The sequence below is a fragment of the Paraburkholderia atlantica genome, from assembly GCF_009362785.1.
GTDB lineage: Bacteria > Pseudomonadota > Gammaproteobacteria > Burkholderiales > Burkholderiaceae > Paraburkholderia > Paraburkholderia atlantica.
Genome location: NZ_WHNQ01000035.1, coordinates 1 through 23,342 on the forward strand (window position 1 = coordinate 1; position 23,342 = coordinate 23,342).

General features: G+C 64.1%; 20 protein-coding genes and 2 pseudogenes. 13 read left to right on the plus strand and 9 right to left on the minus strand.

Going from position 1 to position 23,342, the window contains the following annotated elements; translation table 11 throughout:
* Positions 1 to 270: 270 nt before the first annotated feature.
* Positions 271 to 1,239 carry an AraC family transcriptional regulator gene (locus GCT19_RS32820; protein WP_152854252.1) on the plus strand — a complete coding sequence of 323 codons (969 nt, stop codon included), beginning with the start codon at positions 271 to 273 and terminating at the stop codon, positions 1,237 to 1,239.
* On the opposite strand, the gene GCT19_RS32825 is transcribed toward GCT19_RS32820, so the two are convergent.
* From GCT19_RS32825 to GCT19_RS32835, 3 genes are read right to left on the minus strand one after another with little or no spacing between them, the layout of a single operon-like run.
* On the minus strand, positions 1,236 to 2,042 hold the full coding sequence (locus GCT19_RS32825; protein WP_152854253.1) for a molybdopterin-dependent oxidoreductase: 807 nt from the start codon (positions 2,040 to 2,042) through the stop codon (positions 1,236 to 1,238). The two genes, GCT19_RS32820 and GCT19_RS32825, sit on opposite strands and share 4 nt — an antisense overlap.
* Complete coding sequence (locus tag GCT19_RS32830; RefSeq protein WP_152854254.1) at positions 2,039 to 2,689, minus strand: cytochrome b/b6 domain-containing protein; 651 nt, start codon at positions 2,687 to 2,689, stop codon at positions 2,039 to 2,041. Before GCT19_RS32830 ends, GCT19_RS32825 begins: the two co-directional genes overlap by 4 nt.
* 43 nt (positions 2,690 to 2,732) lie before the next feature.
* Entirely contained in the window at positions 2,733 to 3,362 is a 630-nt protein-coding gene (locus tag GCT19_RS32835; RefSeq protein ID WP_375791994.1) for a hypothetical protein, read from the minus strand.
* A gap of 247 nt (positions 3,363 to 3,609) precedes the next feature.
* On the opposite strand from GCT19_RS32835, the gene GCT19_RS32840 reads away from it, so the two are divergent.
* The 3 genes from GCT19_RS32840 to GCT19_RS32850 all read left to right on the plus strand — a co-directional run bounded on the left by GCT19_RS32840 (position 3,610) and on the right by GCT19_RS32850 (position 6,083).
* Positions 3,610 to 4,281: a heavy metal response regulator transcription factor gene (locus GCT19_RS32840; RefSeq protein ID WP_013091560.1), complete on the plus strand. Its 672-nt coding sequence runs from the start codon at positions 3,610 to 3,612 to the stop codon at positions 4,279 to 4,281.
* Positions 4,278 to 5,678, plus strand: a complete 1,401-nt coding sequence (locus GCT19_RS32845; RefSeq protein WP_152854256.1) for a heavy metal sensor histidine kinase — start codon at positions 4,278 to 4,280, stop codon at positions 5,676 to 5,678. The genes GCT19_RS32840 and GCT19_RS32845 overlap by 4 nt, the downstream gene beginning before the upstream one ends.
* A gap of 102 nt (positions 5,679 to 5,780) precedes the next feature.
* Positions 5,781 to 6,083: a putative quinol monooxygenase gene (locus GCT19_RS32850; protein ID WP_013091562.1), complete on the plus strand. Its 303-nt coding sequence runs from the start codon at positions 5,781 to 5,783 to the stop codon at positions 6,081 to 6,083.
* Between the two features lie 86 nt (positions 6,084 to 6,169).
* Here GCT19_RS32850 and GCT19_RS32855 read toward each other — a convergent pair whose 3' ends face one another.
* Both GCT19_RS32855 and GCT19_RS32860 read right to left on the minus strand, forming a co-directional pair.
* A complete protein-coding gene (locus GCT19_RS32855; RefSeq protein ID WP_152854257.1) occupies positions 6,170 to 7,648 on the minus strand; it encodes a sensor domain-containing diguanylate cyclase in 1,479 nt (492 codons plus the stop codon).
* Positions 7,649 to 7,763: 115 nt separating this feature from the next.
* Positions 7,764 to 8,522, minus strand: a complete 759-nt coding sequence (locus GCT19_RS32860; protein WP_152854258.1) for a GntR family transcriptional regulator — start codon at positions 8,520 to 8,522, stop codon at positions 7,764 to 7,766.
* Between the two features lie 270 nt (positions 8,523 to 8,792).
* Here GCT19_RS32860 and GCT19_RS32865 point away from each other — a divergent pair, with 270 nt between their 5' ends.
* The 7 genes and pseudogenes from GCT19_RS32865 to GCT19_RS32895 all read left to right on the plus strand — a co-directional run bounded on the left by GCT19_RS32865 (position 8,793) and on the right by GCT19_RS32895 (position 14,379).
* A complete protein-coding gene (locus GCT19_RS32865) occupies positions 8,793 to 9,134 on the plus strand; it encodes a UxaA family hydrolase (protein ID WP_193727474.1) in 342 nt (113 codons plus the stop codon).
* Between the two features lie 100 nt (positions 9,135 to 9,234).
* Entirely contained in the window at positions 9,235 to 10,410 is a 1,176-nt protein-coding gene (locus GCT19_RS32870) for a UxaA family hydrolase (protein ID WP_152854259.1), read from the plus strand.
* A 179-nt stretch (positions 10,411 to 10,589) separates the two neighbouring features.
* Positions 10,590 to 10,817: a cation:dicarboxylate symporter family transporter gene (locus tag GCT19_RS32875; protein ID WP_311548584.1), complete on the plus strand. Its 228-nt coding sequence runs from the start codon at positions 10,590 to 10,592 to the stop codon at positions 10,815 to 10,817.
* Between the two features lie 344 nt (positions 10,818 to 11,161).
* The gene (locus GCT19_RS32880; RefSeq protein ID WP_152854261.1) at positions 11,162 to 12,160 is read left to right on the plus strand and encodes an Ldh family oxidoreductase; all 999 of its coding nucleotides are present in this window, start codon (positions 11,162 to 11,164) and stop codon (positions 12,158 to 12,160) included.
* 131 nt (positions 12,161 to 12,291) lie between these two features.
* Positions 12,292 to 12,501 (plus strand): annotated as a pseudogene (locus GCT19_RS32885) (hypothetical protein); the annotation flags it as partial.
* Positions 12,494 to 13,207, plus strand: a pseudogene (locus tag GCT19_RS32890) (dimethyl sulfoxide reductase anchor subunit family protein); the annotation flags it as partial. The pseudogenes GCT19_RS32885 and GCT19_RS32890, both read left to right, overlap by 8 nt.
* A 794-nt stretch (positions 13,208 to 14,001) precedes the next feature.
* Complete coding sequence (locus tag GCT19_RS32895) at positions 14,002 to 14,379, plus strand: hypothetical protein (protein ID WP_152854262.1); 378 nt, start codon at positions 14,002 to 14,004, stop codon at positions 14,377 to 14,379.
* 517 nt (positions 14,380 to 14,896) lie between these two features.
* Here the strand turns inward: GCT19_RS32895 and GCT19_RS32900 are convergent.
* Positions 14,897 to 17,482, minus strand: coding sequence for an adenosylcobalamin-dependent ribonucleoside-diphosphate reductase (locus tag GCT19_RS32900; protein WP_152854263.1), 2,586 nt, complete (start codon positions 17,480 to 17,482; stop codon positions 14,897 to 14,899).
* Between the two features lie 284 nt (positions 17,483 to 17,766).
* Positions 17,767 to 18,054 carry a DUF3331 domain-containing protein gene (locus tag GCT19_RS32905; protein ID WP_013091570.1) on the minus strand — a complete coding sequence of 96 codons (288 nt, stop codon included), beginning with the start codon at positions 18,052 to 18,054 and terminating at the stop codon, positions 17,767 to 17,769.
* 342 nt (positions 18,055 to 18,396) lie between these two features.
* Here GCT19_RS32905 and GCT19_RS32910 point away from each other — a divergent pair, with 342 nt between their 5' ends.
* Complete coding sequence (locus GCT19_RS32910) at positions 18,397 to 19,491, plus strand: AI-2E family transporter (RefSeq protein ID WP_018433157.1); 1,095 nt, start codon at positions 18,397 to 18,399, stop codon at positions 19,489 to 19,491.
* Between the two features lie 7 nt (positions 19,492 to 19,498).
* Here the strand turns inward: GCT19_RS32910 and GCT19_RS32915 are convergent, their stop codons facing one another.
* Both GCT19_RS32915 and GCT19_RS32920 read right to left on the minus strand, forming a co-directional pair.
* Complete coding sequence (locus tag GCT19_RS32915; protein ID WP_018433158.1) at positions 19,499 to 20,371, minus strand: alpha/beta hydrolase; 873 nt, start codon at positions 20,369 to 20,371, stop codon at positions 19,499 to 19,501.
* Positions 20,372 to 20,493: 122 nt separating this feature from the next.
* Positions 20,494 to 21,606, minus strand: a complete 1,113-nt coding sequence (locus GCT19_RS32920; protein ID WP_152854264.1) for an OpgC domain-containing protein — start codon at positions 21,604 to 21,606, stop codon at positions 20,494 to 20,496.
* Between the two features lie 527 nt (positions 21,607 to 22,133).
* Between GCT19_RS32920 and GCT19_RS32925 the strand changes: the two genes are divergently transcribed.
* Positions 22,134 to 23,312: a porin gene (locus GCT19_RS32925; RefSeq protein WP_152854265.1), complete on the plus strand. Its 1,179-nt coding sequence runs from the start codon at positions 22,134 to 22,136 to the stop codon at positions 23,310 to 23,312.
* Positions 23,313 to 23,342 lie beyond the last annotated feature (30 nt).

Sequence of the window (23,342 nt, forward strand, 5' to 3'; positions counted from 1 at the left end):
GCAACACCAGGTTGCGGATGCGGCGGGCCGCAGCATGAACCGGAATCGGGGAGCGGGCATCGGTGACCAACATTCGCGTTGGCCAATGACCGCAGCACGCTGCACGCGGCGAGAAGGGCGATCCGGCAGGGTTCCCATATTAGGAGTCCGGCACCCGTCGCGGAATACCTGATTGTCTTGAAGATTTGCCTAAAACTCTGGAAGGGCAGCGCGATAGACTGTTTGGTGCTAAATTCCAGGCATTATTCTCCTGGCTGTCACCATATCGTCATGTCCACTCAAGCTGTCGATTCCGTTACGAACGATGCGGCCCAGCGCCGCGTGCTCGAACTGTTCAATCTGCTCGCGCCGAATGCCGGCATCACGCGTTCGAGCCTCGAAGGCGTCGACCTGCTGCGCGCGAATCAGCCGATGGCGCGCAGGCCGGTGATGTACGAGCCGAGTATCGTGATCGTCTGCCAGGGACGCAAGCGTGGCTTTATCGGCGATCAGGTATTCCAGTACGACGCGCAGCAGTACCTGGTGTTGTCGGTGCCGCTGCCGTTCGAATGCGAGACCGAGGCGAGCGAACAGGAGCCTTTTCTCGGCATTTCCGTGCGCGTCGATCTGACGATGGTCGCCGAGTTGCTGATGGCGCTCAACGAGACCCAAGGTATCGCGCAGCACGAACCGGCCGGCATCTACTCGACGCCGCTCGATCCCGCGCTGAGCGGCGCAGTGAAGCGTCTGATGGAAGCACTCGCATCGCCGCTCGACGCGCGCATCCTCGCGCCCGGCATCGTGCGGGAAATCTGTTATCGCGTGCTGACCGGCGAGCAGGGCGGCGCGATTCGCGCGGCGCTCACGCATCAGAATCACTTTGGCCGCATCGCGAAGGCGCTGCGGCGCATCCATGCGGACTACCACGGCTCGCTCGATGTCGATACGCTCGCGGCCGAGGCCGGCATGAGCCTCGCGGTGTTTCATGCGCAATTCAAGGCGGTCACCGCGACGTCGCCGATGCAGTACGTGAAGACCACGCGTCTGCATCACGCGCGTCTGTTGATGGTGCAGGATGGCTTGAATGCGGGCGCGGCTGCCGCGCGGGTCGGCTACGAAAGCGCGTCGCAGTTCAGCCGCGAGTTCAAACGGCTATTCGGCCTGAGTCCCGGCGACGAGGTCAAGCGCATGCGCGCCGCTCACGATGCGCCGCTGCCGCGCGCGCACAAGCCGGTGCCGCGGTACGTGACCGCGGTCTAAAGCCCGCTGAACCAGTTGTAGCCCTGATCTTCCCAATAGCCGCCCGGGTTCGTGTTGGTCACGAAGATCGCGGCGATATGCTTCGGGTTCTTGAAGCCGAGTTTGGTCGGCACGCGCAGCTTCAGCGGATAACCGTATTTGGCCGGCAGCGGCGCGTTGCGGAAATCGAGCGTCAATTGTGTTTGCGGATGCAGCGCGGTCGCCATGTCGAGGCTCGAGTAATAGCGGTCCGCGCATTTGAAACCCACGTAGCGCGCGCTCAGATCGGCGCCGATCAGTTGCAGAAACGTGCGAAACGGCACACCGCTCCATTGTCCGATCGCGCTCCACCCTTCGATGCACACGTGACGCGTGATCTGCGAAACCTGCGGCAATGTGCGCAGCTGCTCGAGACTCCAGCTGCGTTTGTCCGCGACGAGCCCCGACACTTCGAGCCGAAAGCTCGAGCCGTCGATATCGGGTGCATCGAACTCGGGATAGAACGCGTTGAACGGAAACGGATCGGTGATATCGCGCGCCGCATAGGTCGGCGCGAGTTTGTTGCGATTGAACAGCCACGCCTGCACGCGATCGTTCCAGCGCGACATCGCCCATAGCACCTTGTCGACCGAATCGTTGTCCTGCAGGTTGCAGCCGGACAGCATCGCGAGCGCGCCGATCGATAGCGACGAGCGCAGAAATAGACGGCGTTGCAATTGCTCGATTTGCGGCCGGTGCTCGGCAAGCACGATGCGTGCGCGGCGCGCGTCTTCTGGATTGGCGTGCGTATCGTTCGCCGTGTCGGTTCGTTGCGGGGCGCTCATGCGCGAGTCCTCTGAGGGGCTTGATCGATCCGGTGCGTGCCGTGCCGCGTGCGTCCGGTGAACATCGGCGGCAAGGTGCGCGGCACCAGCAGCACCAGCAGCAGATGCACGACGACGAAGCCGACCACGCCGGCCATCGCGACGAAATGCACGCGCCGCGCAAAATCGAAGCCGCCGAACAGCGCGGTCAGCCACGAGAATTGCACCGGCTTCCAGATCGACAGTCCCGATGCGACGAGCAGCACGCCAAGCAGCAGCACCAGCAGATACAGCGCGCGCTGCACGGCGTTGTAGCGGCCGGTCTCGTGCGGCAGTCTGAAGCGCAATGCGAGCGCCGCATCGCGCGCCACATCGCGGGCACGCACCGGCAGCAGCTTGCGACGCAAATGGCCACTCGCGACGCCATACACGAGATAGAGCAGCCCGTTCACGCATAGCAGCCACATCGCCGCGAAGTGCCATGCGATCGAGCCGCCGAGCCATCCGCCGACCGTCGCCCATACGGGAAACCGGAACGGAAAGATTGGCGACGCGTTATAGATCGCCCAGCCGCTCATCATCATGCAGACCATCGCGAACGCGTTGACCCAGTGCGTCACACGAACCAGGAGAGGATGAACGATCAGAGCTGCTTGCGAGTCGGGCATTGGCTTCAAAAACGAGAGGGTTGAAGACGAACCACATGCCGCTTTACATCGGCGGCGTCACGCCATGCTCACCGGCCGAAATGAAATTCGCCGCCATGGAGCCGTCCGCCTCCTTGTGCGCAAACAGCACGACCTTCGCGCCGGGCGTCAGCAGCGCGCGGCTGCCCGGCTCCAGACTGACGATGGGCACGTCCTGCGGAATCACGATCTTCTTCTCGCCATCCTTGTACTTGACGGTGATCGTGCGGCCGTTGCTGACCACCAGCGAGCCGACCGTGCCGTTCGTCATCGTGCTGTTCGCGCCGAGATCCCACGGCCGATGACCTTCGCCCGAACCGCGCATGCTCGGCGGGAATACATGCACTTCGAGCGCTTTCAGCGTGCCGTCGGACTGCGGAATCGCGGCGGTGCCGACGTAGCTGTCCGGCTTGATGTCGGCGACGTTGGCGAGCGTGACGCCACGAATCGGCGTGTCGGCGGCGAGTTTCACGTCGACGTCCTGGCCGTCGCGCGTGTGGACTTTGAGCAGATCGCCCGACAGCGACGTGACCGTGCCGCGCACGCCGGTCGGCGCGGCAGTCTGGGCCGAAGCCGCGAACGTCGTCGCGAACAGCGCGGCGGCGAGTGCGGGGACGGCGAGGGCGCGCAGCGTGCGTGCGCGGACAGTGTTCATGCGGGTCTTCATCAGGCAACTCCAGGAAAGGCATGCAGCGTGGTGGATGGTGCTATCAGACTAGCCGCCACATCGGCTCATCAAGGTGACGGGAGGATGACAAAAACGTCATCAATGGCCGACGGCGGCCACGTAGAATGGCCGCCGGGGGAGCGTCGCAGGTTTTTTCGAGCGCTCCCGTCAGGCGTTTATTGCGCGCGCGAGCGCGGCCTTGCGGGTCGAATCGTGCGCAGGAGCGGCGAGCATCATGAGCATTCTGGTTATCGAAGACGATCCGAAAACCGGCGACTATCTGAAGAAGGGCTTGCGGGAGAACGGCTACGCGGTCGACCTCGCGCGCACCGGCACGGACGGCCTGCATCTGGCGCTCGAGCACGACTACGAACTGGTGGTGCTCGACGTGATGCTGCCCGGCATCGACGGTTGGGAAATCATGCGGGCGTTGCGCGCGCGACGCGATCTGCGGGTGATTTTCCTGACCGCGCGCGATCAGGTCAGCGACCGCATTCGCGGTCTGGAACTCGGCGCCGACGACTATCTGGTCAAACCGTTTTCGTTTACCGAGCTGGTGCTGCGCATTCGCACGTTGCTGCGCCGTGGCGTGATCCGCGAAAGCGACGTGTTCGAAGTCGCCGACTTGAAGCTCGACGTGTTGCGCCGTCGGGTCACGCGCGAGGGCGTCGACATTCCGCTGACCAACAAGGAGTTCATGCTGCTGCATCTGCTGGTGCGCCGCGAGGGCGAAGCGCTGTCGCGCTCGCAGATCGCGTCGGAAGTGTGGGACATGAACTTCGATAGCGACACCAACGTGGTCGACGTGGCGATCAAGCGCCTGCGCGCGAAGGTCGATCACCCGTTCGAGAAGAAGCTGATTCACACCGTGCGCAGCATCGGCTACACGTTCGGCGACAGCGCATGAAACTCTGGACCGAACGCTCGCTGATCGCCCGCACCACGTTGCTGTTCGCGCTGATCGCCTGCGCGGTGATCGGTTCGCTCGGCGCGTATTTCTATCATTCCGCCGAAGTCGCGCTGCAACGCCGCGCCGATGTCGTGCTGAGCGGCCGCGTCGAGCATTTCAGCCGCATCGTGCACGACCTTTACTCGGTCAGCGAATTGAAAAAGCGTCCGCTGCTGTTCGAGACGATGCTCGGCGCGGAAGAGGACGTGCTGATCTTCCGCCGGCCGGGTGAAGCGCCGTTCGTCGACGTGAATCCGGGCGGGCTCGCGGTGCCTGATCTGCCGGTCGCCCCGGCAGGCAATCCGCCGCGCGCCACCGACATCCTGCGGACGCGCCTACCCGACGGCGTGCCGGTGCATTGGGCGATCGCGACCGCGACGGCGCGCGAGGATGGCGCCGAAGTCGAGGTGATCGCCGGCCATCCGATGACGCACGAAATGCGCATGTTGGCCGAGTACCGCAACCGCATCGTGCTGGCGACGTTGACCGGCATGCTGGCGGCGACGCTGCTCGCTTACTGCGTGCTGCGCCGCGCGCTGCGCCCGGTGCGCGAGATCGCCGCACGCGCCGCGCAAATCAGCCCGACGAACCTGGCGGTGCGGCTCGACGACGAAGCGGCGCCGGTGGAACTGCGTCAGCTTACGCACGCGTTCAATGCGATGCTCGATCGTCTCGCCGACGGCTATCAACGTCTGCAGCAGTTTTCCGCCGATCTCGCGCACGAGATTCGCACGCCGGTCGGCGCGCTGGTCGGCCAGACCCAGGTGGCGCTCGCGCAGCCGCGCGAACCCGACGAGTATCAGCAACTGCTCGAATCGAATCTGGAGGAGTTGAATCGCCTGAGCCATATCGCGGAGAACATTCTGTTTCTCGCGCATGCGGATCATGCGGCGTTGTCGATCGAACGGCAGCCGGTCGATCTGCATGGCGAACTCGTCAGAATCGCCGATTATTTCGAAGGCCTGGCCGATGAGCGCGGCATGCGTTTCGAAGTCGACGCGGCGGGCATCGCGTCGGCCAATCCGATGCTGTGCCGCCGCGCGATCAACAATCTGGTCGTCAACGCGGTGCGTTACGGCGCGGGCGACACCATCGTGCGCCTGCGCGGCGCGCAGGACCAGGCGGGCGCGCTGGTGACGGTCGAAAACGAGGGCGAGCCGATTCCGGCCGCGCAACTCGACCGGCTGTTCGATCGCTTCTATCGCGGCGACGCGGCGCGCAGCGCGTTCACCGAATCGAACGGACTCGGGCTCGCGATCGTGAAGGCGATCATGCATCTGCATGGCGGCAGCGCGCGCGTTGTGTGTCCGCTGCCGGGCGTCGTGCGTTTCGAGCTGCGCTTTCCGGGCGCGTGACTTGCTCGCGTTAGGTTCGGCACCGCTTCAGCCGACGCCGCCTATACTTTTCAAAGCGCTTTGAAAGGACCGTTCGCTGCCGAACTCACCAGGAGTCGCGTCATGGTCAAGCTCGCTTTGTATGTCCGTCTGGAAGCCAAGCCCGGCAAGGAAAAGGAAGTCGAGGCGTTTCTGCTCGGCGGCCTGCCGCTCGTCGAGCAGGAGCCGGCCACCGCAGCGTGGTTCGGTCTGAAGCTCGGTCCGTCGACGTACGCCATTTTCGATGCGTTCGACGACGAAGCCGGTCGCAACGCACATCTGAACGGCAAGGTCGCGGCCGCGTTGATGGAGAAGGCGGGCGAGCTATTCGCGTCGCCGCCGAGCATCGTCAAGCTGGATGTGCTGGCGGCCAAGCTGCCGGGCTGAGTGAGGGTTGAGCGTCGAGCGTCGAGCGTCGAGCGTCGAGCGTCGAGCGTTGCGCCGGCGTGGCGAACGTCTGACGCCCTTGGCCGTTATTTCGCCGCCGCGTCCGCGGCCGGCTGCGCGTCGTAGTGCGCGCGCTTTTCCTCGTACATCAGCAGGTCGGCGCGCTGCACGCCCGCTTCCAGCCGGTCGCCGCGCTGGCAGGTCGCCGCGCCCATCGAGAAGCTCAGCGGCGAGCCCGGATAGAACTGGTTGTTCATCTCGACCAGCTGGCGGATCGCGTCGATCATCGCCGCGCCGCCGCGCTCGTCGGTATCGGGCATCAGGATCGCGAACTCGTCGCCGCCGATCCGCGCCGCGTGGAAAGGCGACTCCATCGCCTTCGCGAGCACTTCGCCGGCGCGCCGCAGCAGTGCGTCGCCGGCCGCGTGGCCGAGCTGATCGTTCACGCGCTTCAGGCCGTTCAGATCGGCCATGATGATCGTGACGGGCCACGGTCCCTTGCGTTCCAGCCGGTTCAGTTCGTCGACGTAGAACGAGCGGTTGCGCAGCTTGGTCAGCACGTCGTGCTTGCCGAGGAATTCGAGGTAGGCCTCGGCCTTCTTGCGCGCGGTGATGTCGGTCAGCGCGACGAGCACGAGGTCCCAGTCCCGCTCGTGGCCGGGCAGCACCGAGAATTGCAGGTGTACGTGAACCTCGTTGCCGTCGAGTGAATAGTTGAGCACCTCGCGCTGCTGAAACAGCTTGTTGTCCCACAGGTCGATCAACTGCTCGCGGAAATGCGGACGCATATCGTCGCGGAACACGTCGGCGAGGCGCGCGAGCAGCGTCTTCTTGTCCTTCGCGCCGAACATCCCGAGCGTGTGATGGTTGACGTCGAGCACGTGGATTTCCGCCATGCAGCGTTCGACGAACTCGGGATGGACGTCGGTAAACACGCGGAAGTCGTTGATGCCGGCCGCGCGCGCGCCGTCGAGCAGGCGTTTGACCGCGCTGAAATCCTCGACCCACAGCGATACCGGCGAATGTTCGAAGAGCCCGCGCGCGTATTCCTCCGCTTGCACGACACGGCGCCGCGCGCCTTCGAGCTCGGTGATGTCTTCGGTCGACACCAGCACGCGGTCCCAGCGTTGCTCGTGACCGGGCAGCACCGAGCCCTTGAGCAGCACGTCGAGGCGCCGTCCGCCGAGCGTGTAGTTGACCGTGTGGCTCGTGAAGTTCGACTGTCCGTCCCAGAGCTGGCACAGCTCTTCGAGGTGCGTTTTCAGCATGTCGTCGCGGAAGACCGACGCGAGATTGCTCGTCAGCGTGTCGAAATCGGCGGCCTCGAATTGCGTGAGCGTCTGCCGATTGACCTTGATCACGCGGATGCGGTGAGCGCATTCGGCAACGCGGCGCGGGTCTTCGGCGAAATGGGCGCGCAGATCGGTCACGCCCGCGGCTCGCCATTCATCGAACAACGCGCGCACGCCGCTGAAATCTTCGAGCCACAGCGACACCGGCGCGAGTTCGAACATTCCGGAGTCGTCGTTGATGGGCGCGGCGCCGCTCGTGAGGGTATCCAGCATGGGGTTCTCGGAATCGGAAGTGCGGCTATTTTAGACAGGTTGGCGCCGGCCGAAAATGAAAGGCGATTGGCCTGTCGTTTTTGCGCAGATGTGCGTGGCGAGTGACCGTGGTCCGTTATTTCTGATCGTCGCGCGCCGCGCGCGTGCCGATGTACTCGTACTCCTCGGTATTGAGCCGTGAAATGCGCAGTTCCACGGCGCTGCGGTGATACGAGTACGCGATGCGCCGAATCTCGAGTAACGGCGCGCCAACTTCGACGCCAAGCTGCGCGCTTTCGAGCTCATTGGCGAGCGCAACGCTCACACGCTCATCGGTCTCGACCACGTTGATGCCGAAACCGTCCTGATAGAAGTTGTACAGCGTGTTCGGCCGGTTGCGCAGCTTGCTTTCCGTCAAGCCGGGAAACAGCGCTTCGGGCACGGTGATATGTTCGATCAGCACGGTCTTGCCGTGCAGCGCGAGCCCGTTGACGAACTGCAGCACGCGCGCGCCGCTGTCGATGCCGAGCGCGGCAGCCGCCTCGCGCGATGCACGCGCCTTCTTGAATCCGATCAGCGTGACGACCGGATAGGCCTTGTCGCCGTCGCGCCGCACGATGCGGAAGAAGCGGAAGAAGTGCCGGTCGCGCTGATGCATCGAAACGAACGTGCCGAGCCCCTGCTGACGGATCAGAATGTTCTCGGTGCACAGTTCGTCGATGGCTTTGCGCAGCGTGCCGATCGACACGCCGAAGCGTTCGGCGAGACGCTTTTCCGAAGGAATGCATTCGCCGCCTTTCCATTCGCCGGCCGCGAGCGCCGCGAGAATCGCGCTCTTGACCTCTTTGTACCGTGTGGCGCCCAGCGCGGGCGCATTGATCGCGAGCGTGCTCATGAAAACCTCTGGGATACGCGAGTCGTACCGCTCGCAGGGGGGTGAACCTGCCCTGATTCTAAACGACCAGGTCATCCATTACATCTGGATGAATCGTATGTTGTCGGCGAAGCGCGACAGCCGGCTCGTACTCTCTCAGTCTTCTAACACATATATATGACCTAGTTGACATTGAGTAAGTGGGCGCCTAGTATCGATTCACCGCGGCGCACCTGGCTGCGCTGCCCCGGCGGCACCCTCACCGCATTCAAACTAGGAATGGAGACGCTCATGAGCAATCCCACGGCAGATATCAACGACACCGCGGCGGGCGCGTCCGCGCCACGCAGAACGATCCACCTCGTGCTGCACGAGGCGAAAGACACGGTCGGTGTGGCGGTGGTCGAGGGCATCAAGGCGGGCATGCAGCTCAACGCATGGATCATGGACGACGACGAAATCGTCACAGTGCCGGCGAAGCAGGACATTCCGATCGGTCACAAGGTCGCGCTGAAGGACATGGCCGTCGGCGACACGGTGTTCAAGTACGGCGTCGATATCGGCAAGGTGGTCGCGCCGATCAAGGCCGGCGAGCACGCGCACGTGCACAACATCAAGACGAAACGCTGGTAGGCAGAGCAGCGCCGCGCGTTTTCCCGCCGGTTTTGCGGCATTTTCTGTTCGCGGCATCGAGCCGCCCCTCACTGGCATCAACCCGAACGAGAGAGACACCATGAGCGTGATTGACCTGGATACGACTTTTCGCGGCTATCGTCGCGACAATGGCCGCGTGGGCGTACGCAACCACGTGATCATTCTGCCGGTCGACGATCTGTCCAATGCCGCGGCGCAAGCGGTCGAACACAACATCAAGGGGACCATGGCGCTGCCGCATCCGTATGGGCGGCTGCAATTCGGCGCCGACCTCGAACTGCATTTCCGCACGCTGATCGGCGCAGGCAGCAATCCGAACGTCGCGGCGGTGGTGGTAATCGGTATCGAGGAGGGCTGGACCAAGCGTGTCGTCGATGGGATTGCGAAGACCGGCAAACCGGTGATGGGCTTCGGCATCGAACTGCATGGCGATCACGACACGATCATGCGCGCGTCGAAGGCCGCGAAGGACATGGTGCAGTACGCGACGTCGCTCGATCGCGAGGCGTGCCCGATCTCGGAGCTATGGGTGTCGACCAAGTGCGGCGAGTCGGACACCACGTCGGGCTGCGGCTCGAACCCGACCGTCGGCAATGCGTTCGACAAGCTGTACGGCCTCGGCACCACGCTCGTGTTCGGCGAGACCTCGGAGCTCACGGGCGGTGAGCAGATCGTCGCCGCGCGCTGCGCGAACGACGGCGTGCGCGAGCGCTTCCAGTTCATGTTCGACCGCTATCAGGACATGATCAATCGCTGGAAAACCGACGACCTGTCCGAGTCGCAGCCGACCAAGGGCAATATCGCGGGCGGCCTGACGACGATCGAGGAAAAGGCGCTCGGCAACATCCAGAAGATCGGCAAGAAGTGCATGGTCGACGGCGTGCTCGACAAAGCCGAGGAGCCGACGCATTCGGGACTGTGGTTCATGGATTCGTCGTCGGCCGCGGCCGAGATGGTGACCTTGTGCGCGGCATCGGGCTTCGTCGTGCATTTCTTTCCGACGGGGCAGGGCAACGTGATCGGCAATCCGATCGTGCCGGTCATCAAGATCTGCGCGAATCCGCGCACGGTCCGCACGATGGGCGAGCATATCGACGTCGATGTGACCGGCATTCTGCAGCGCGAGCAAAACCTCGATCAGAGCGGCGACAAACTGCTCCAATGCATGATGGCCACGATCAACGGCCGTTTCACCGCAGCCGAAGCGCTTGGTCATCGCGAGTTCGTCCTGACGCGTCTGTTCGAAAGCGCCTGACGCGCACGGCCCGGCCGCCGCGGCGAGCCTCACGGCTCGCGCGCCGCGGTCACCACCTTCCCGGCGCGTGCCGGCACGGCAGAAGCGGCCAACAATGCTCCCCGTGACCGGCAGCTCATGCGGCAGTGGCGCCGGCTCGATATCTGGCAGCAGCTAGTGGAGGAGACACCATCTTGCGCGTGCTCAAACATCTCCACGTGCAGGTCCTGATCGGACTTGCGGCTGGCATTCTCGTCGGTCATTTCGCGCCCGTGTTCGGCGTGCAGATGAAACCGCTCGGCGACACCTTCATTCGCCTCATCAAGATGCTGATCACGCTGGTGGTCTTCTGCACGGTTTCCGTTGGCATCGCGCGCATGGAAAGCCTGAAGCAGGCGGGCCGCGTCGGCTTCAAGACGCTGCTGTAGTTCGAGATCGTCACCAGCATCGCGCTGGTGCTCGGCCTCGTCGTCGCGAACTTGCTGCGTCCGTGCGCTGGGCTCAATATCGATCCCGCTTCGCTATGATCGGCAACCTCGTCGCGACGCTGGTGGCAGGCATTGGCGCAGCCGGTGCGCAAGCCGCAGGCGGCGCAAGCGGAGCAGGCGCGCGAGGAAGAATCCAACCGGCCTCGTGCAACGGGGTTGTACGAAAAGGCGGCGAAGAGGATCGCGTCGCAGCGGCATCGACGGCAATGCCGGACTTGATGCTTCACCGCGGTAATGACAAAGTGATGCGCTGCCGACAATAGAACCAAGGAAAGGAATACCCGATGGCCCGACTGTTTCCCGACGCGCTCACCGCGCTGGCGATTGGCGCGTTGCGCCGCGCGGACGCGTCGCCGGCGACCGCCGAATCGACGGCGCGCGCGCTGGTCTATGCCGATGTGCGCGGCCTGTCTTCGCACGGCGTATCGCGTCTGCCGATGTACTGCGCGCAGTTGCGCAACGGTCGCGTCGATCCGGCCGCGCAAGCCGTCATCGTCGCGGATCGCGGCGCGGCCGTGTTGATCGACGGCGCGGACGGCCTCGCTTATCCGGCCTGCGATCTGGCGGTCGCGACGCTCGCCGAACGCGCCCGGCAGTACGGCAGCGCGGTCGCGGGCATCTGCCGCAGCCATCATTTCGGCGTTGGCGCGGCGCATCTGGCCGCGCTCGGCGAAGCCGGCATGGTCGCGCTCGCGTTCAGCAATTCGCCGGCCGCGATGCCCGCGTGGGGCGGCCGCCGCGCGCTCTTTGGCACCAACCCGATCGCCGCCGTGTTTCCGCGCCGCAACGGCGCGCCGCTCGTCATCGACCTCGCGCTATCGCAGATCGCGCGCGGCAAGATCGCGCTGGCGGCGCGCGATGGCGAGCCGATCCCCGAAGGCTGGGCGACCTCGCGAGACGGTCTGCCGACCACCGATGCGCGCGCCGCGCTCGACGGCATGATGCTGCCGTTCGGCGGCGCGAAAGGCGCGATGCTGGCGCTGGTGGTCGAGCTGCTGGCCGCCGCGCTGACCGGCGCGAACTTCGGCTACGAAGCGGGCTCGTTCCTGACCGAGGAGGGGGAGCGCTCGCGCATCGGCCATCTGTTCTGGGCGATCGATCCGGGCGCGTTGGCCGGCGACGACGCGTATCTGTCGCGCGTCGAGGCGCTGATCGAGATGATGCTGATGGACGATGACGTGCGCTTGCCTGGTTATCGAAGAGAGCAGCTTGCGCAGGCGGCATACGAGGACGGCGTCGACATTCCGGATGCGCTGATCGCGCAACTGGAGGGCTGCGCTTGAACAAGCGTCCCAGCGTACGCAACCAGTCCGATGCAACTGGACACGGGAACGAAAGAAGCGCATAGCTGAAAGCGAAACCGAAACTATATGACCCGCGCTTCGGCCCACTGGAAGCAGCGACGGAGATGGCCATGGACCATCACGCCCGCACGCAGAACGAACGGCTCGATATCAAGACCACCGCCTGCTATATGTGTGCATGCCGCTGCGGCATCCGCGTGCATCTGCGCGACGGCGAGGTGCGCTATATCGACGGCAATCCGGAGCATCCGCTGAATCAAGGCGTCATCTGCGCGAAGGGTGCCTCCGGCATCATGAAGCAGTACTCGCCCGCGCACCTCGTGGCTGTCGCGCGAATGCCTGTGCCTGCCGGCGTTTCTCGCCTGCGCGTTCCTGAATGGCGTCGCGCACTGGCTCGGCTCGCCGTGGTCACTCGCGCTCGGCTGGCTCGGCGTGCTCGCTAGCGCCGCGCTGTTCGTCTGCACCGCGATGATCTATGCGTGCCTGCGCTTTCTGCAGGAGTGGGCGACGCCGCTGACGCTGGTGAACTTCGTGCTGCTCGGCTGCCCATCGGGCGCGACGCTCGCGACCGCGTTGAGTGCCTGGTTCGCGCCCGAGCTGACGATGGGACTGGCGATCTGCGCGTGCATGCTGACGCTCGCCGGCTGCGCGAGCCGCTCGGCGTCGCTGCTGCGCAATGCGCGCTTGCGGCCGAAATCGACGGTGCAGAGTGCGACCGGCATCCGCAACCCGAACCTCATGCAAGTGTCACGAGGCTTCACCGCCGGCGCGTTCAATCTGCGCGAGTTCTTTCACGGCAAATCGGCGCGGACGTTGCGTGGTGTCAAATGGGGCTTTCTCGTGGGCGCGTTTGTCGTGCCGGTCGTGTTGATCGTGCTCGGCGCGGGCCTGCGTTCGCTTGGCGCGTCGTTCGGCTTGCTGGCCGCGGCCTGTCTCGTGCAGTATGCGGGGCTCGTGGCGGAGCGCTGGTTTTTCTTCGCGGAAGCGAAGCATCCGCAGAATCTGTATTACGCGAGGGTGGGGTGAAGCGTAGCCTTCAATGAGCGCGCCGGACTTCCACTGTGGCTTGACGCATAAGCTGAAATGGCAGCAGCGGGAGGAACGGTGCTTGCACAGCAAGTTTTCCGGTTCCCTATGGAGCGGCCCCCGAATCGCCGGACACAGTGTTCCACTTGAAATAGCGGGTAGGCATAAGGCTGTGTTTTTGACTAACAACAAGCAAGAAGTGATGGAAGTGTTGACGGGGCCCGAGCGTCGGCGGGGATGCGCAAGTGGAATTCCAGAAGACGCACAAAGCCGAGCGCGCCGCCGTGCTTGCTTGCATCGACGAGGACGGCAACGTGATGAGGCGTCGTGGCTGATTTTCTGCACTCTTCAGCGCAGAGGGATCCGCGACTCCCGACACTGCTGTTATTCGCATCGATCAATTGCACGCGCTGGCGGGGTTGTTGAGTCTCTAAGTACGATCCAGCCACCTGGCAAACCCGGCTGAACGCTGCGCGCGCAGCCAGAACTCGCGATAGAGCCGCATCAGCGCTGCTCGGCGATGCGCAGCCGTTCCGCTTTCAGCCGCATTCCGCCCATGGCGATACATTTGAAGTTGCTGGCATTCCTAACATGACCGGTAATCCGAACTCTTGGATTGAAAGCGGCCCCGGTATGAAGAAGCAATGGCGCATGTTTGATTCTAATGGCTCGGCAGCGGTTGACATAGACTTTGATTCCCACCACGGGCAGCCTAATCCGCATGCACATAACTGGGATGGCAACGTGCGCGATCAAGGTTGGCCCGTTTCAATTCTCCCTTAGTGAGGCAAACTGTGACAGATATTGACGCAACGCTCCACGCGTATGATTACTTCCATGACTGGCATGTCGAAAGCATCGTGCTACAAAATGAATCTGACTTGACTTGTCCTGACACATTGATTCTGGGTCTCAAACTCGGTGCGCGTCGAGTCACAGCCACCTTTCAAGGAGTGACTCGTCTAGGCCTCGAGAACGGCGGTACAGTCAATATCGTTCTGTCGATGGAGAGGGCACGGCCGAACACGCAAGTTGAAGCACTTGCACGCGATCTGTTGAAGTGCTCATTGCCGGGTAAAAGAACAGCTCAACACATTGTCTATCTGCATCCGACGGCCGGCTTTGCGATCGCTATAGAGTTCGATTCGTTCATCATCCGGGAACATGCATAGTGGAGACGAATATGCCGCCCCTCACAAGTCGGCTTTTTTGTGCCCCTCTCTTCGACCGCTTCTACAATCAACCCCCCATGCCGGATACATGCGCCGCCGACTCTTCCTTCATCGGGCAGCGCTGTTCGAGCAGGTCAGTCTTGTGATAGGCCACATCAACCTTGTTCGCGACCATATGCGCGAGCGCCCACTCGACAAAATTCCAGTTAAATCTTCAGTCCGCGTCATAACCATAAAATGAGCGAACCAGATACCGAAACGACAAGCCCAAAAGAGTTTGCTGCCGAATCCATCGTACAACGCGGCCCGACGCGGCAGGGCAACTATCCTGCACGTCGTCGAGCCAAAATCCTGCATTCATCTCGGCGAGGGGAACAGCAGTCGCATCGTTTTAGCCCGGGTCGACGCGGCGGCTGAGTGCGACCTTTTCGGACCTCGCGGCCTAGACTAGTTGCCACGGTCGCTTTGCGACCTTATGGGGGTACTCACATCCACGCCGCTCGCTCCCAACCTCACACTACCCGCACGCCCCCACCTCCCCGCACGCGGTACAAAAATCGCAGCCGTCCTTGCGAATCACCGCATTCGCGCCACATGAAGCGCATTTGCGTCCGAGCATCGTGTGCAGCCCTTGCGTGCCATTCGGCTGCAGCAACGTGTCAGCGCTATCGGCGGGATTCGCACGGAGCCCGAAATCGGCGGACAGCGCCAAGTCGGTTTTCATTTGCCCACGCGGCAAACGCGCGAGCATCCGCGACGCGACCTGGTTGCCCTCGGCGTCGAGAAAGCCGCGCCGATACAGGATCTGCTGGATCGCGAACGCGAGCGCCGCCACTTCGGAATCGTGCCAGCGCGGCGCGCGATGACCGTCGAGACGCTGCACGTCGCCGAGCCGCACCTGTCCGCGATCCCACGACACCTTGCGCATATCCTGCAGATTGCGCGCGACGAAGCCGCCGCGCGCGGCCAGCGACAGCGAACGCATCGTCGCGGTGATCCATTGCTGCGACTCGTCGCGCTGACCGACCGGAATGAAGAACTCGATCGGCCGCTCGATCGTCACGTCCTCGCCGCCGAGCCGCCCCGTCACCTCGATGAACGACACCGCGACATACAAGGACTTCTTGCCGGCCTGCGTCAGATACTCGACCTTCTCGATGATCGCCGGCAATTCGCCCCTCGGCCGATGATCGATCGCGATACGCAGCGGGTCCTGGTCCATCTCGGCGAGCGTGTCGTCGGTCTGTGCGGACGACACGCTCAGCACTGCGCCGAGCGTGTCGTTCGGCCGATAGGTGGCAAGGCCCTTCAGCCCGCTTTTCCATGCATCGAAGTAGAGGCTTTCGAACGCGTCGAACGGATAGTCGGCGGGCACGTTGACGGTCTTCGAGATCGACGTGTCGACGTACGGCTGCACGGCCGCCATCATGTCGAGATGGTCGCGCGCGGACATCTGCAGCGCGCTGACGAAATAGTCCGGTAGCCTGGTCACATCGCCGCCGAGCTCGCGATAAAGCCGGTACGCGTAGTCCTCGACGTCGAACGATTCGCGGCCGCCGTCGGCCATCACCTTCATGCGCGTATAGGTCCACGAGAACGCCGGCTCGATGCCGTTCGACGCGTTGTCCGCGAACGCGAGGCTGACGGTGCCGGTCGGCGCGATCGACAGCAGATGGCTATTGCGGATGCCGTCGCGGCGGATCGCCTGCTTGAGGTCGTCGGGCAGACGCGACGCGAACGTGCCGGCTTCCAGGTAACGCGCGGCGTCGAACAGCTCGAACGCGCCGCGCTCCTTCGCGAGTTCGACCGACGCGCGATACGCTTCGTCGCGCATCAACCGCGCGATGCGCACCGCGAAATCGCGGCCTTCCTGCGAGTTGTAGCGCAGGCCCATCATCACGAGCGTATCGCCGAGGCCGGTAAAGCCGACGCCGATGCGCCGCTTCGCGCGCGATTCGGCGTATTGCTCGGGCAGCGGCCACAGCGTGACGTCGAGCACGTCGTCGAGAAAGCGCACCTGCGTGCGGGTGCGGCGTGCGAGGGCGTCCCAGTCGAACGACGGTTGACGGCCCTGCAACTGCGCGAACGGATCGACGACGAAGCGCGTCAGATTGAGCGGCCCCAGGTTGCAGCAGCCGTAGGCGGGCAGCGGCTGCTCGCCGCACGGATTGGTCGCGCGGATCGTTTCGACCGCGCGCAGATTGTTGTCCTCGTTCATCCGCGAGATGAACACGATGCCGGGCTCGGCGACGTCGTACGTCGAGCGCATGATGCGGTCCCAGATCGCGCGCGCCGGATGTTCGCTATAGACCCACAGGCCGTCCTCGCGCTGCCGCACGTCGCCGGCCGCGCGCAGCGCCGGCGACGGCTCGGCGCGATGGACCAGTTGCCACGGCTCCTCGTTCTCGACCGCGCGCATGAATTCGTCGGTGACGCCGACCGATACGTTGAAGTTGTTCCAGCGCCCCTTCGAGTGCTTGGCCTCGATGAATTCGAGCAGGTCGGGATGATTGCAGTCGAGCACCGCCATCTGCGCGCCGCGCCGCGAGCCCGCGCTTTCGACGGTGCGGCACGATGCGTCGAACACGTCCATGTAGCTGCACGGGCCCGAGGCGGCCGAGCTGGTCGTGTGAACCCGCGCGCCTTTCGGCCGGATCGCGGAGAAGTTGTAGCCGACACCGCCGCCGCGGCGCATCGTCTCGGCCGCCTGCAGCAGCGCCACGTAGATGCCCGGCAAACCCTGTTCATCGACGCCCTGGATCGAATCGCCGACCGGCTGCACGAAGCAGTTGATCAGCGTCGCGGCGATGCCGCTGCCCGCCGCGCTCATGATGCGGCCCGCGCCGAGCGCACCGTGGCGCATATTGTCGACGAACTGTTCCTCGACCGACGCGCGCAACTCGGGCGGCTCGGCCTCGGCGACGCCGCGCGCGACGCGGCGGTATACATCGTCGGCTGATTGCTCGTCGCCTTTCGCGTACTTTTCGAGCAGCACGTCGAGCGCGAACTGCTGCGGCGGGATCAGCGAAGCGGGAGGAGCAGGGGAAGCGGGAGGCGTGGAAGCGGCGGTGGCCGCGCGGGTTTGCGGCGTGTCTTCTGCCATGATCGGCCCTCAAACGGCGTCGCGGCGGGCGCGGCGCGGTGGTGGAAGGCGCGCAGCCTGCGCCGGATAGCGAGCCGGCGGTCGGGCGGGCGCAACGAATCCACCTTAACGCACGAGGCGCGGGGCGGCAACCGGGAGCGGGGCCGGCGCGGCGGCGCATCATACGATGCCGCGGCGGCCGGGCACGCGATCGTTAAAGGCGTGTGGGCAGGAGGGAGATCGACCGCGAGGGCAACGGATCGAAACTTGCGTTCCGCTCGCGGGACTCGGGAACGTTCCGTGCGTCAGGCCGCTTCGAGCAGCGGTTCGAGAATTTCCGCGCAGATCATCGCGGACGCATTCGACGGCGCCGGGCGCTCGGCCGGCTTGAACACCGGGTCACCGCGACGGATTTTGCGGCGCGACACCGCGCAAGTACCGGAAGAATGCGCCGAGCGGCGCCGCCAGCGCTGCTCACCGTAGTGGCAGCGGCCCGGCTCGACCCAGCGGATCACCAGCGTCGTGTCGGAGCTCTCGAGAATTTCGATGCGTACACCATTGCTACCGTCGAGGGGGATGGACTCCAGGGTCATCATCGACTCCGTATTGTGGAGTGCCGAATTTAGTCCTGTGCGCGCCGGATAGCCATTGTGTCATCGTTGAAACACCGTTCCGGAATCCGCAATAATCACACTTGACATTTCCGAGTGGCTGAAATGGCGGGCGTCGCAAGCATTTTTTATGTGAGTTTTTAATAATGTGCGTTTTTGCAACGCTGTGTTGCCTGTTACGCGACGAGGGTGGCGGCCGGAAGAGGGCGGCAACGCTTCCTTTAAGATGTTGAGTGTCGGGCGGCGAACTGAGCCGTCAGTGTAGCGGGTTTGAATTTTTCAGGTCGGCTCGCGCGCACACTGTTCAAGAACACAAGAGTTCACATGATTCCACGCCCTCCCGCAGTTCCGCCCAACTCTTCCGAAGCGTCGTCCGTCGCCGCCGAGCGCCAGAAAAAGCAGAGGGCCGCATCGGTCGCGCTCTATATCGGGCTCGTGCTGCTCGCTTTGTGGGTGGTGCGCGATTTCATCGTGGTGGTGGCGTGGGCGGCGGTCGTCGCGATTGCGCTGTGGCCGCTGCTGCACAAGGTGGCGAGCAGCCAGTGGTTCAGGGGACGCACGACCTTGCTCGCGACCGTCTTCACGCTGGTGATCGCCGTGCTCGTGCTGCTGCCGGTCGGGCTCGGCATCGCGCAGGCGTTGCGCGAGGCGCACGATCTGAACGAGTGGTTCCGCAGCGCGCAGGAAAATGGCATTCCGTTGCCGGACTTCATCAACCGTCTGCCGTTCGGTGTGCAGCAGATCAGCTCGTGGTGGCAGGCCAATCTCGCTCAGCCGCTGCGCGGCTCGGCGGCGATGAAAGGCTTGCACAGCGAAACGGTGATGACACTCGGCCGGCATTTCGGCGCGCGCGCCGCGCATGCGGCGATGGTGTTCGCGTTCATGCTGGTCACGCTGTTCGTGATTTTTCAGGCGGGGCCACGGCTGTCCGGCTCGCTGCTGAAGGCCGCGCGACGCGGTTTCGGCGATAGCGGCGCGGACCTCGTCGCGCATATGGGGACCGCGGTGCGCGGCACCGTGTCGGGGCTGATCGTGGTCGGCGTCGGCGAGGGCCTGCTGCTTGGCGTCGCGTACTTCGTGACCGGCGTGCCGCATGCGGCGCTGCTCGGCTTCGTTACGGCGATCGCGGCGATGCTGCCGTTCTGCGCGCCGATCGTGTTCGGTCTCGCCGCGCTGTGGCTGCTCGTGCAGGGCTCGATGGTCGCGGCGGCCGGGCTGCTGGTATTCGGCGCGGTCGTCGTGTTCGTCGCCGAGCACTTCGTGCGGCCGGTGCTGATCGGCAACTCGACGCGCCTGCCGTTTCTGCTCGTGCTGTTCGGCATTCTCGGCGGCGCGGAGACGTTCGGGCTGCTGGGGATTTTCATCGGGCCCGCGTTGATGACGGTGCTGATGGTGCTGTGGACCGATCTCGTGGAATAGCGCTGTCTCAAGGCCGCTGATTCGACGGATGCTCCTGCGCCGGCGGCTTCACGCAGCCGAGCGTGTATTTGAGCGCTGCGGGCAGCAGTGCGCTCCATACGTCCCACGTGTGGCCGCCGTCGATGATCCGCAGCGCCGCCGGATTGCCCGCGAGCCGCAGATGCGTGTATAGCAGCGACGCATCGGCCTGGATGTCGAGGTCGTCGTCGCCGGATGCGATGAACATCGGCAGGCGATACGGCTGGCTCATGTAGCGGTCCCACTGCGCCGGATAGTTGAGCTCGTGCCATATGCGCGGATCGAACTGGTGCTCGCCGAACACGCCGACGCGCCGCGCCGCCGACGCGCGCGGCGGCTCGTTTGCGTAGATTGCGGGACTCAGCAGCAGCGCGCCGCAAAACATCTCGGGCTGCGTCAGCGCATAGCGCAGCGCGCCGAAGCCGCCCATCGACACGCCGCCGATCATCCGTCCGCCGCGCTGCGTCGCGACCGCGTAGTGCGTTTCAATCTCGGGCAGCAGATCGCCGAAGAACGCGCTCTCCATCTTTTCCTTCCGGTCGACGTACCAGTCCGTGCCGCCTTGAGGCATCACGATGACGACCGGCGCGATCTCCTTGCGCTCGATCAGCGTGTCGGCGGTACTTTGCAGATGACCTTGCGTGAGCCAGTCGTTGGCGTCGCCGTTATTGCCGTGGAGCAGGTAGAGCACCGGCAGGCGCGGACCATCCGCGCGATAGCCCGCCGGCAGGTAGACCGTGTAGTTCCAGTCGCGGCCGAGCGCATCGGAATGGAAGCTGCGGCTCGCGACCGTGCTCGCGAACGCGGGCGCGCCGACGGTGAAGGCAAGCAGTGCGAGGGCGAAACTGAAGAATCGACGCATGTCAGTGAAGATGGCCGGCTGGCGCGGGATTCGCGCGCGGCCGTCATCCTATCAGCATTGACGCCAGAGTTGAGATGGAAAGTGGCGGACGGACGGACGTCGCTTTATGCGCGCAAAGTTCTTCAGCCCGACGTCCGCAGCCGTCCGTCAACGAACCGCCCGACGATCCGCTTCAGCGGTTCCACGCCCAGCGCGACGGCGAACAGCGCGCCGACCGCGGCCGCGTCGGCGAGCAGTCCGAGCGGATAGTTCAGGTAACCATCGGTGGCCGCGTAGAGCACCGAGTCGATCACCAGCGAAATCACCGCGCCGGCAATGAAGCACAGCAGGCCCTGACGGCCGATCAAGCCGACCCACGGCAGCCGCCGCGCGACCTTCTTCGCCCAGCCGAGCTCGATCAGATTGGCGACGAGCCATGCGATCGCGAGGAAGTTGCCCGCGCGCAGGTAGGACAGGTTCTCCTTGAAGCTTGCGGCAAGCGGCGCATGCAGCAGCACGAGCTTGTAGTACGCGGCGCCCACGACCACCGCGAACGCCAGCACGCTGACGAGCCAGCCCGACCGATGCGCGCTGGTGCGTTGATACACCGGCTGGCAGCGTGTGAGCACGCCGAGCACGAACATCAGTTGCCACGCGAACGGGTTGAAGTCCCAGTGCATGTCGGGCGCGGCGGGCAGGTACTTGCTGATCGCCGGCGCGCCGGCCCACAGCGCGACACTGCCGGCGACCAGCAGCCACGGCTTGCTGCGCGCAAGCGGCAGGATTGCGGGGACCAGCAGCGCGAAGAACGCGTACATCGGCAGCACCGACGCGAGGTACGGTTGCCGGCGCAGCAGCACGATGTCGCGCAGCGCGGCAAGCGGCGTGTCGATCAGGTCGTCGAGATCGGTCGTGGCGAGATTCGGCCCGTCGATGCTGAATGCGGTGAGTACCGCGCTGACCAGCAGCATCAGCCCGGCGGTGACCAGGAACGCGCGATAGATCTCGAACGAGCGGCGCACGAAGCGGCCACGCGCGATCGTCTCGTTGCGCCGCTCGGCGAGCGTCGCATAGGCGGTGGCGGTCGCGAAGCCGCCGAGGAACACGAACACTTCGGCGGCATCGCACAGCGCATACGCGTGCAGCGTCACGCGCGACAGAATGCTGCCGCCAATATGATCGACGACGATGATCAGCAGAACCAGTCCGCGGAAAAAGTCCAGCTCGATCAGGCGGGAGGAGGGCTTGTTAGGCATTGTTCGAGTCAAAAGCAGCCCCGTGCGACGGCGCGCTGATCCAGCGCGGCGGGCGTCTCACAAGGCTTTTTAATATGGGATTGGGTGCTGCGGCGGGAAGGCGATCCGGGCTGGCGTCACCTGTGGTCCGCGTCGCCGACTTCGGCTGCCTTTTCGAGGCGGCGCGTCAGCGGGCTGTAAAGATGACCTTCGCTGCGGCATCGAGTTCCGTTGCACAGCAGCAGAGGCACGGGATTATATTTCCTTTCATGACAATCACGCAGCGAGATCGGCAGCAGCGACTGCCGTTTACCTGAAGCGACGTTACGAAAAAAGAGGAAACGACGCGCAGTGGAGAATTAGCAACATTCCCGATGCTTGGCGCATCCACTCATGGACGGCCGGACGATGTCGTGTGAGGATTTCTGGAAAGCGCAGCCATTGGGAGCAGCCTTCAGAACTGCTGGGAAAGTGACGAGAATAAAAAGCAAAGAGAACAAAGCGGCCGGATCGAGTTGTCCTATCACTCGAGGTGCAGGGAGATCATCATGAACAAGCAAGTGTTCGCGCTGGCTGCCTCCATTGCTGCGTCTGCCGTTCTTGCCGTGCCTGCCGCCGCGCAGACTAGCGTCACGCTGTATGGCGTGATCGACGAAGGCATCAACTATACGAACAACGTCGGCCACGGCCATGTTTATGAACTCGCCAGCGGGCTTGCACAGGGGAGCCGCTGGGGCCTGAAGGGCTCCGAAGATCTCGGTGGTGGACTGAAGGCGATCTTCCAGCTCGAGAATGGTTTCGATCTGAATTCCGGGCGGCTCGGACAGGGCGCTCGCCTGTTCGGTCGGCAGGCTTTCGTCGGACTCAGCTCGCAGGCGTACGGCACGCTGACGTTTGGCCGACAATACGATTCGGTCGTCGATTATCTGGCGCAGACCACGGCCAACGGCAATTGGGGCGGCGAGCTGTTCTCGCATCCATTCGACAACGACAACACCGACAACACGTTCCGCCTCAACAATACCGTCAAGTATTCGAGCCCGTCGATCTCGGGCTTCCAGTTCGGCGGCACTTACAGCTTCAGCAACGACACGGGCTTCGCCAACAATCGCGCGTACAGCTTCGGCGGCCAGTACACCTATGGCGGGCTGCTGGTTGCCGCGGCTTATCTGCAGGCAGACCATCCGGGCGGCAGCGCGAACGGCGCGGTCGCCACGAACGACGCCGGCTTCGTCGCGACGCGCATGCGCGTGTTCGGCGGCGGCATCACCTATACGTTCGGACCGGCGACGGCGGGTTTCGTCTATAGCAACTCGAACTATCTGGAGCCGACCGCAAACGGCTATCTCGGCATCGAACCGCTGGTGCCGCTCGTGCCCGTCACGCCGCCGGGCGTGCTGCTGAACTCGCTCAAGTATCAGAACTTCGAGATCAACGGCAAGTATCAGATCTCGCCGGTGCTGTTCGTCGGCGCGCAGTACGTGTACACGATGGAAACCTACGACGCATCGAACGGCGGTGTGAAGCCGCGCATCCATACGTTCGGTCTGATGGCCGATTACAACCTGTCCAAGCGCACCGACCTCTATCTGCAGGGCGCCTATCAACAGGTCGCCGGCGATTCCACACTGTCGATCCTCGACTTCGCATTCATCCCCGGCACGCAGTCGCCGTCGTCGACGTCGAAGCAGGTCGTCGTGCGCGCGGCGATCCGGCATAAGTTCTAGTTCGCCGCTCATCTGATACAGATCGTCCGG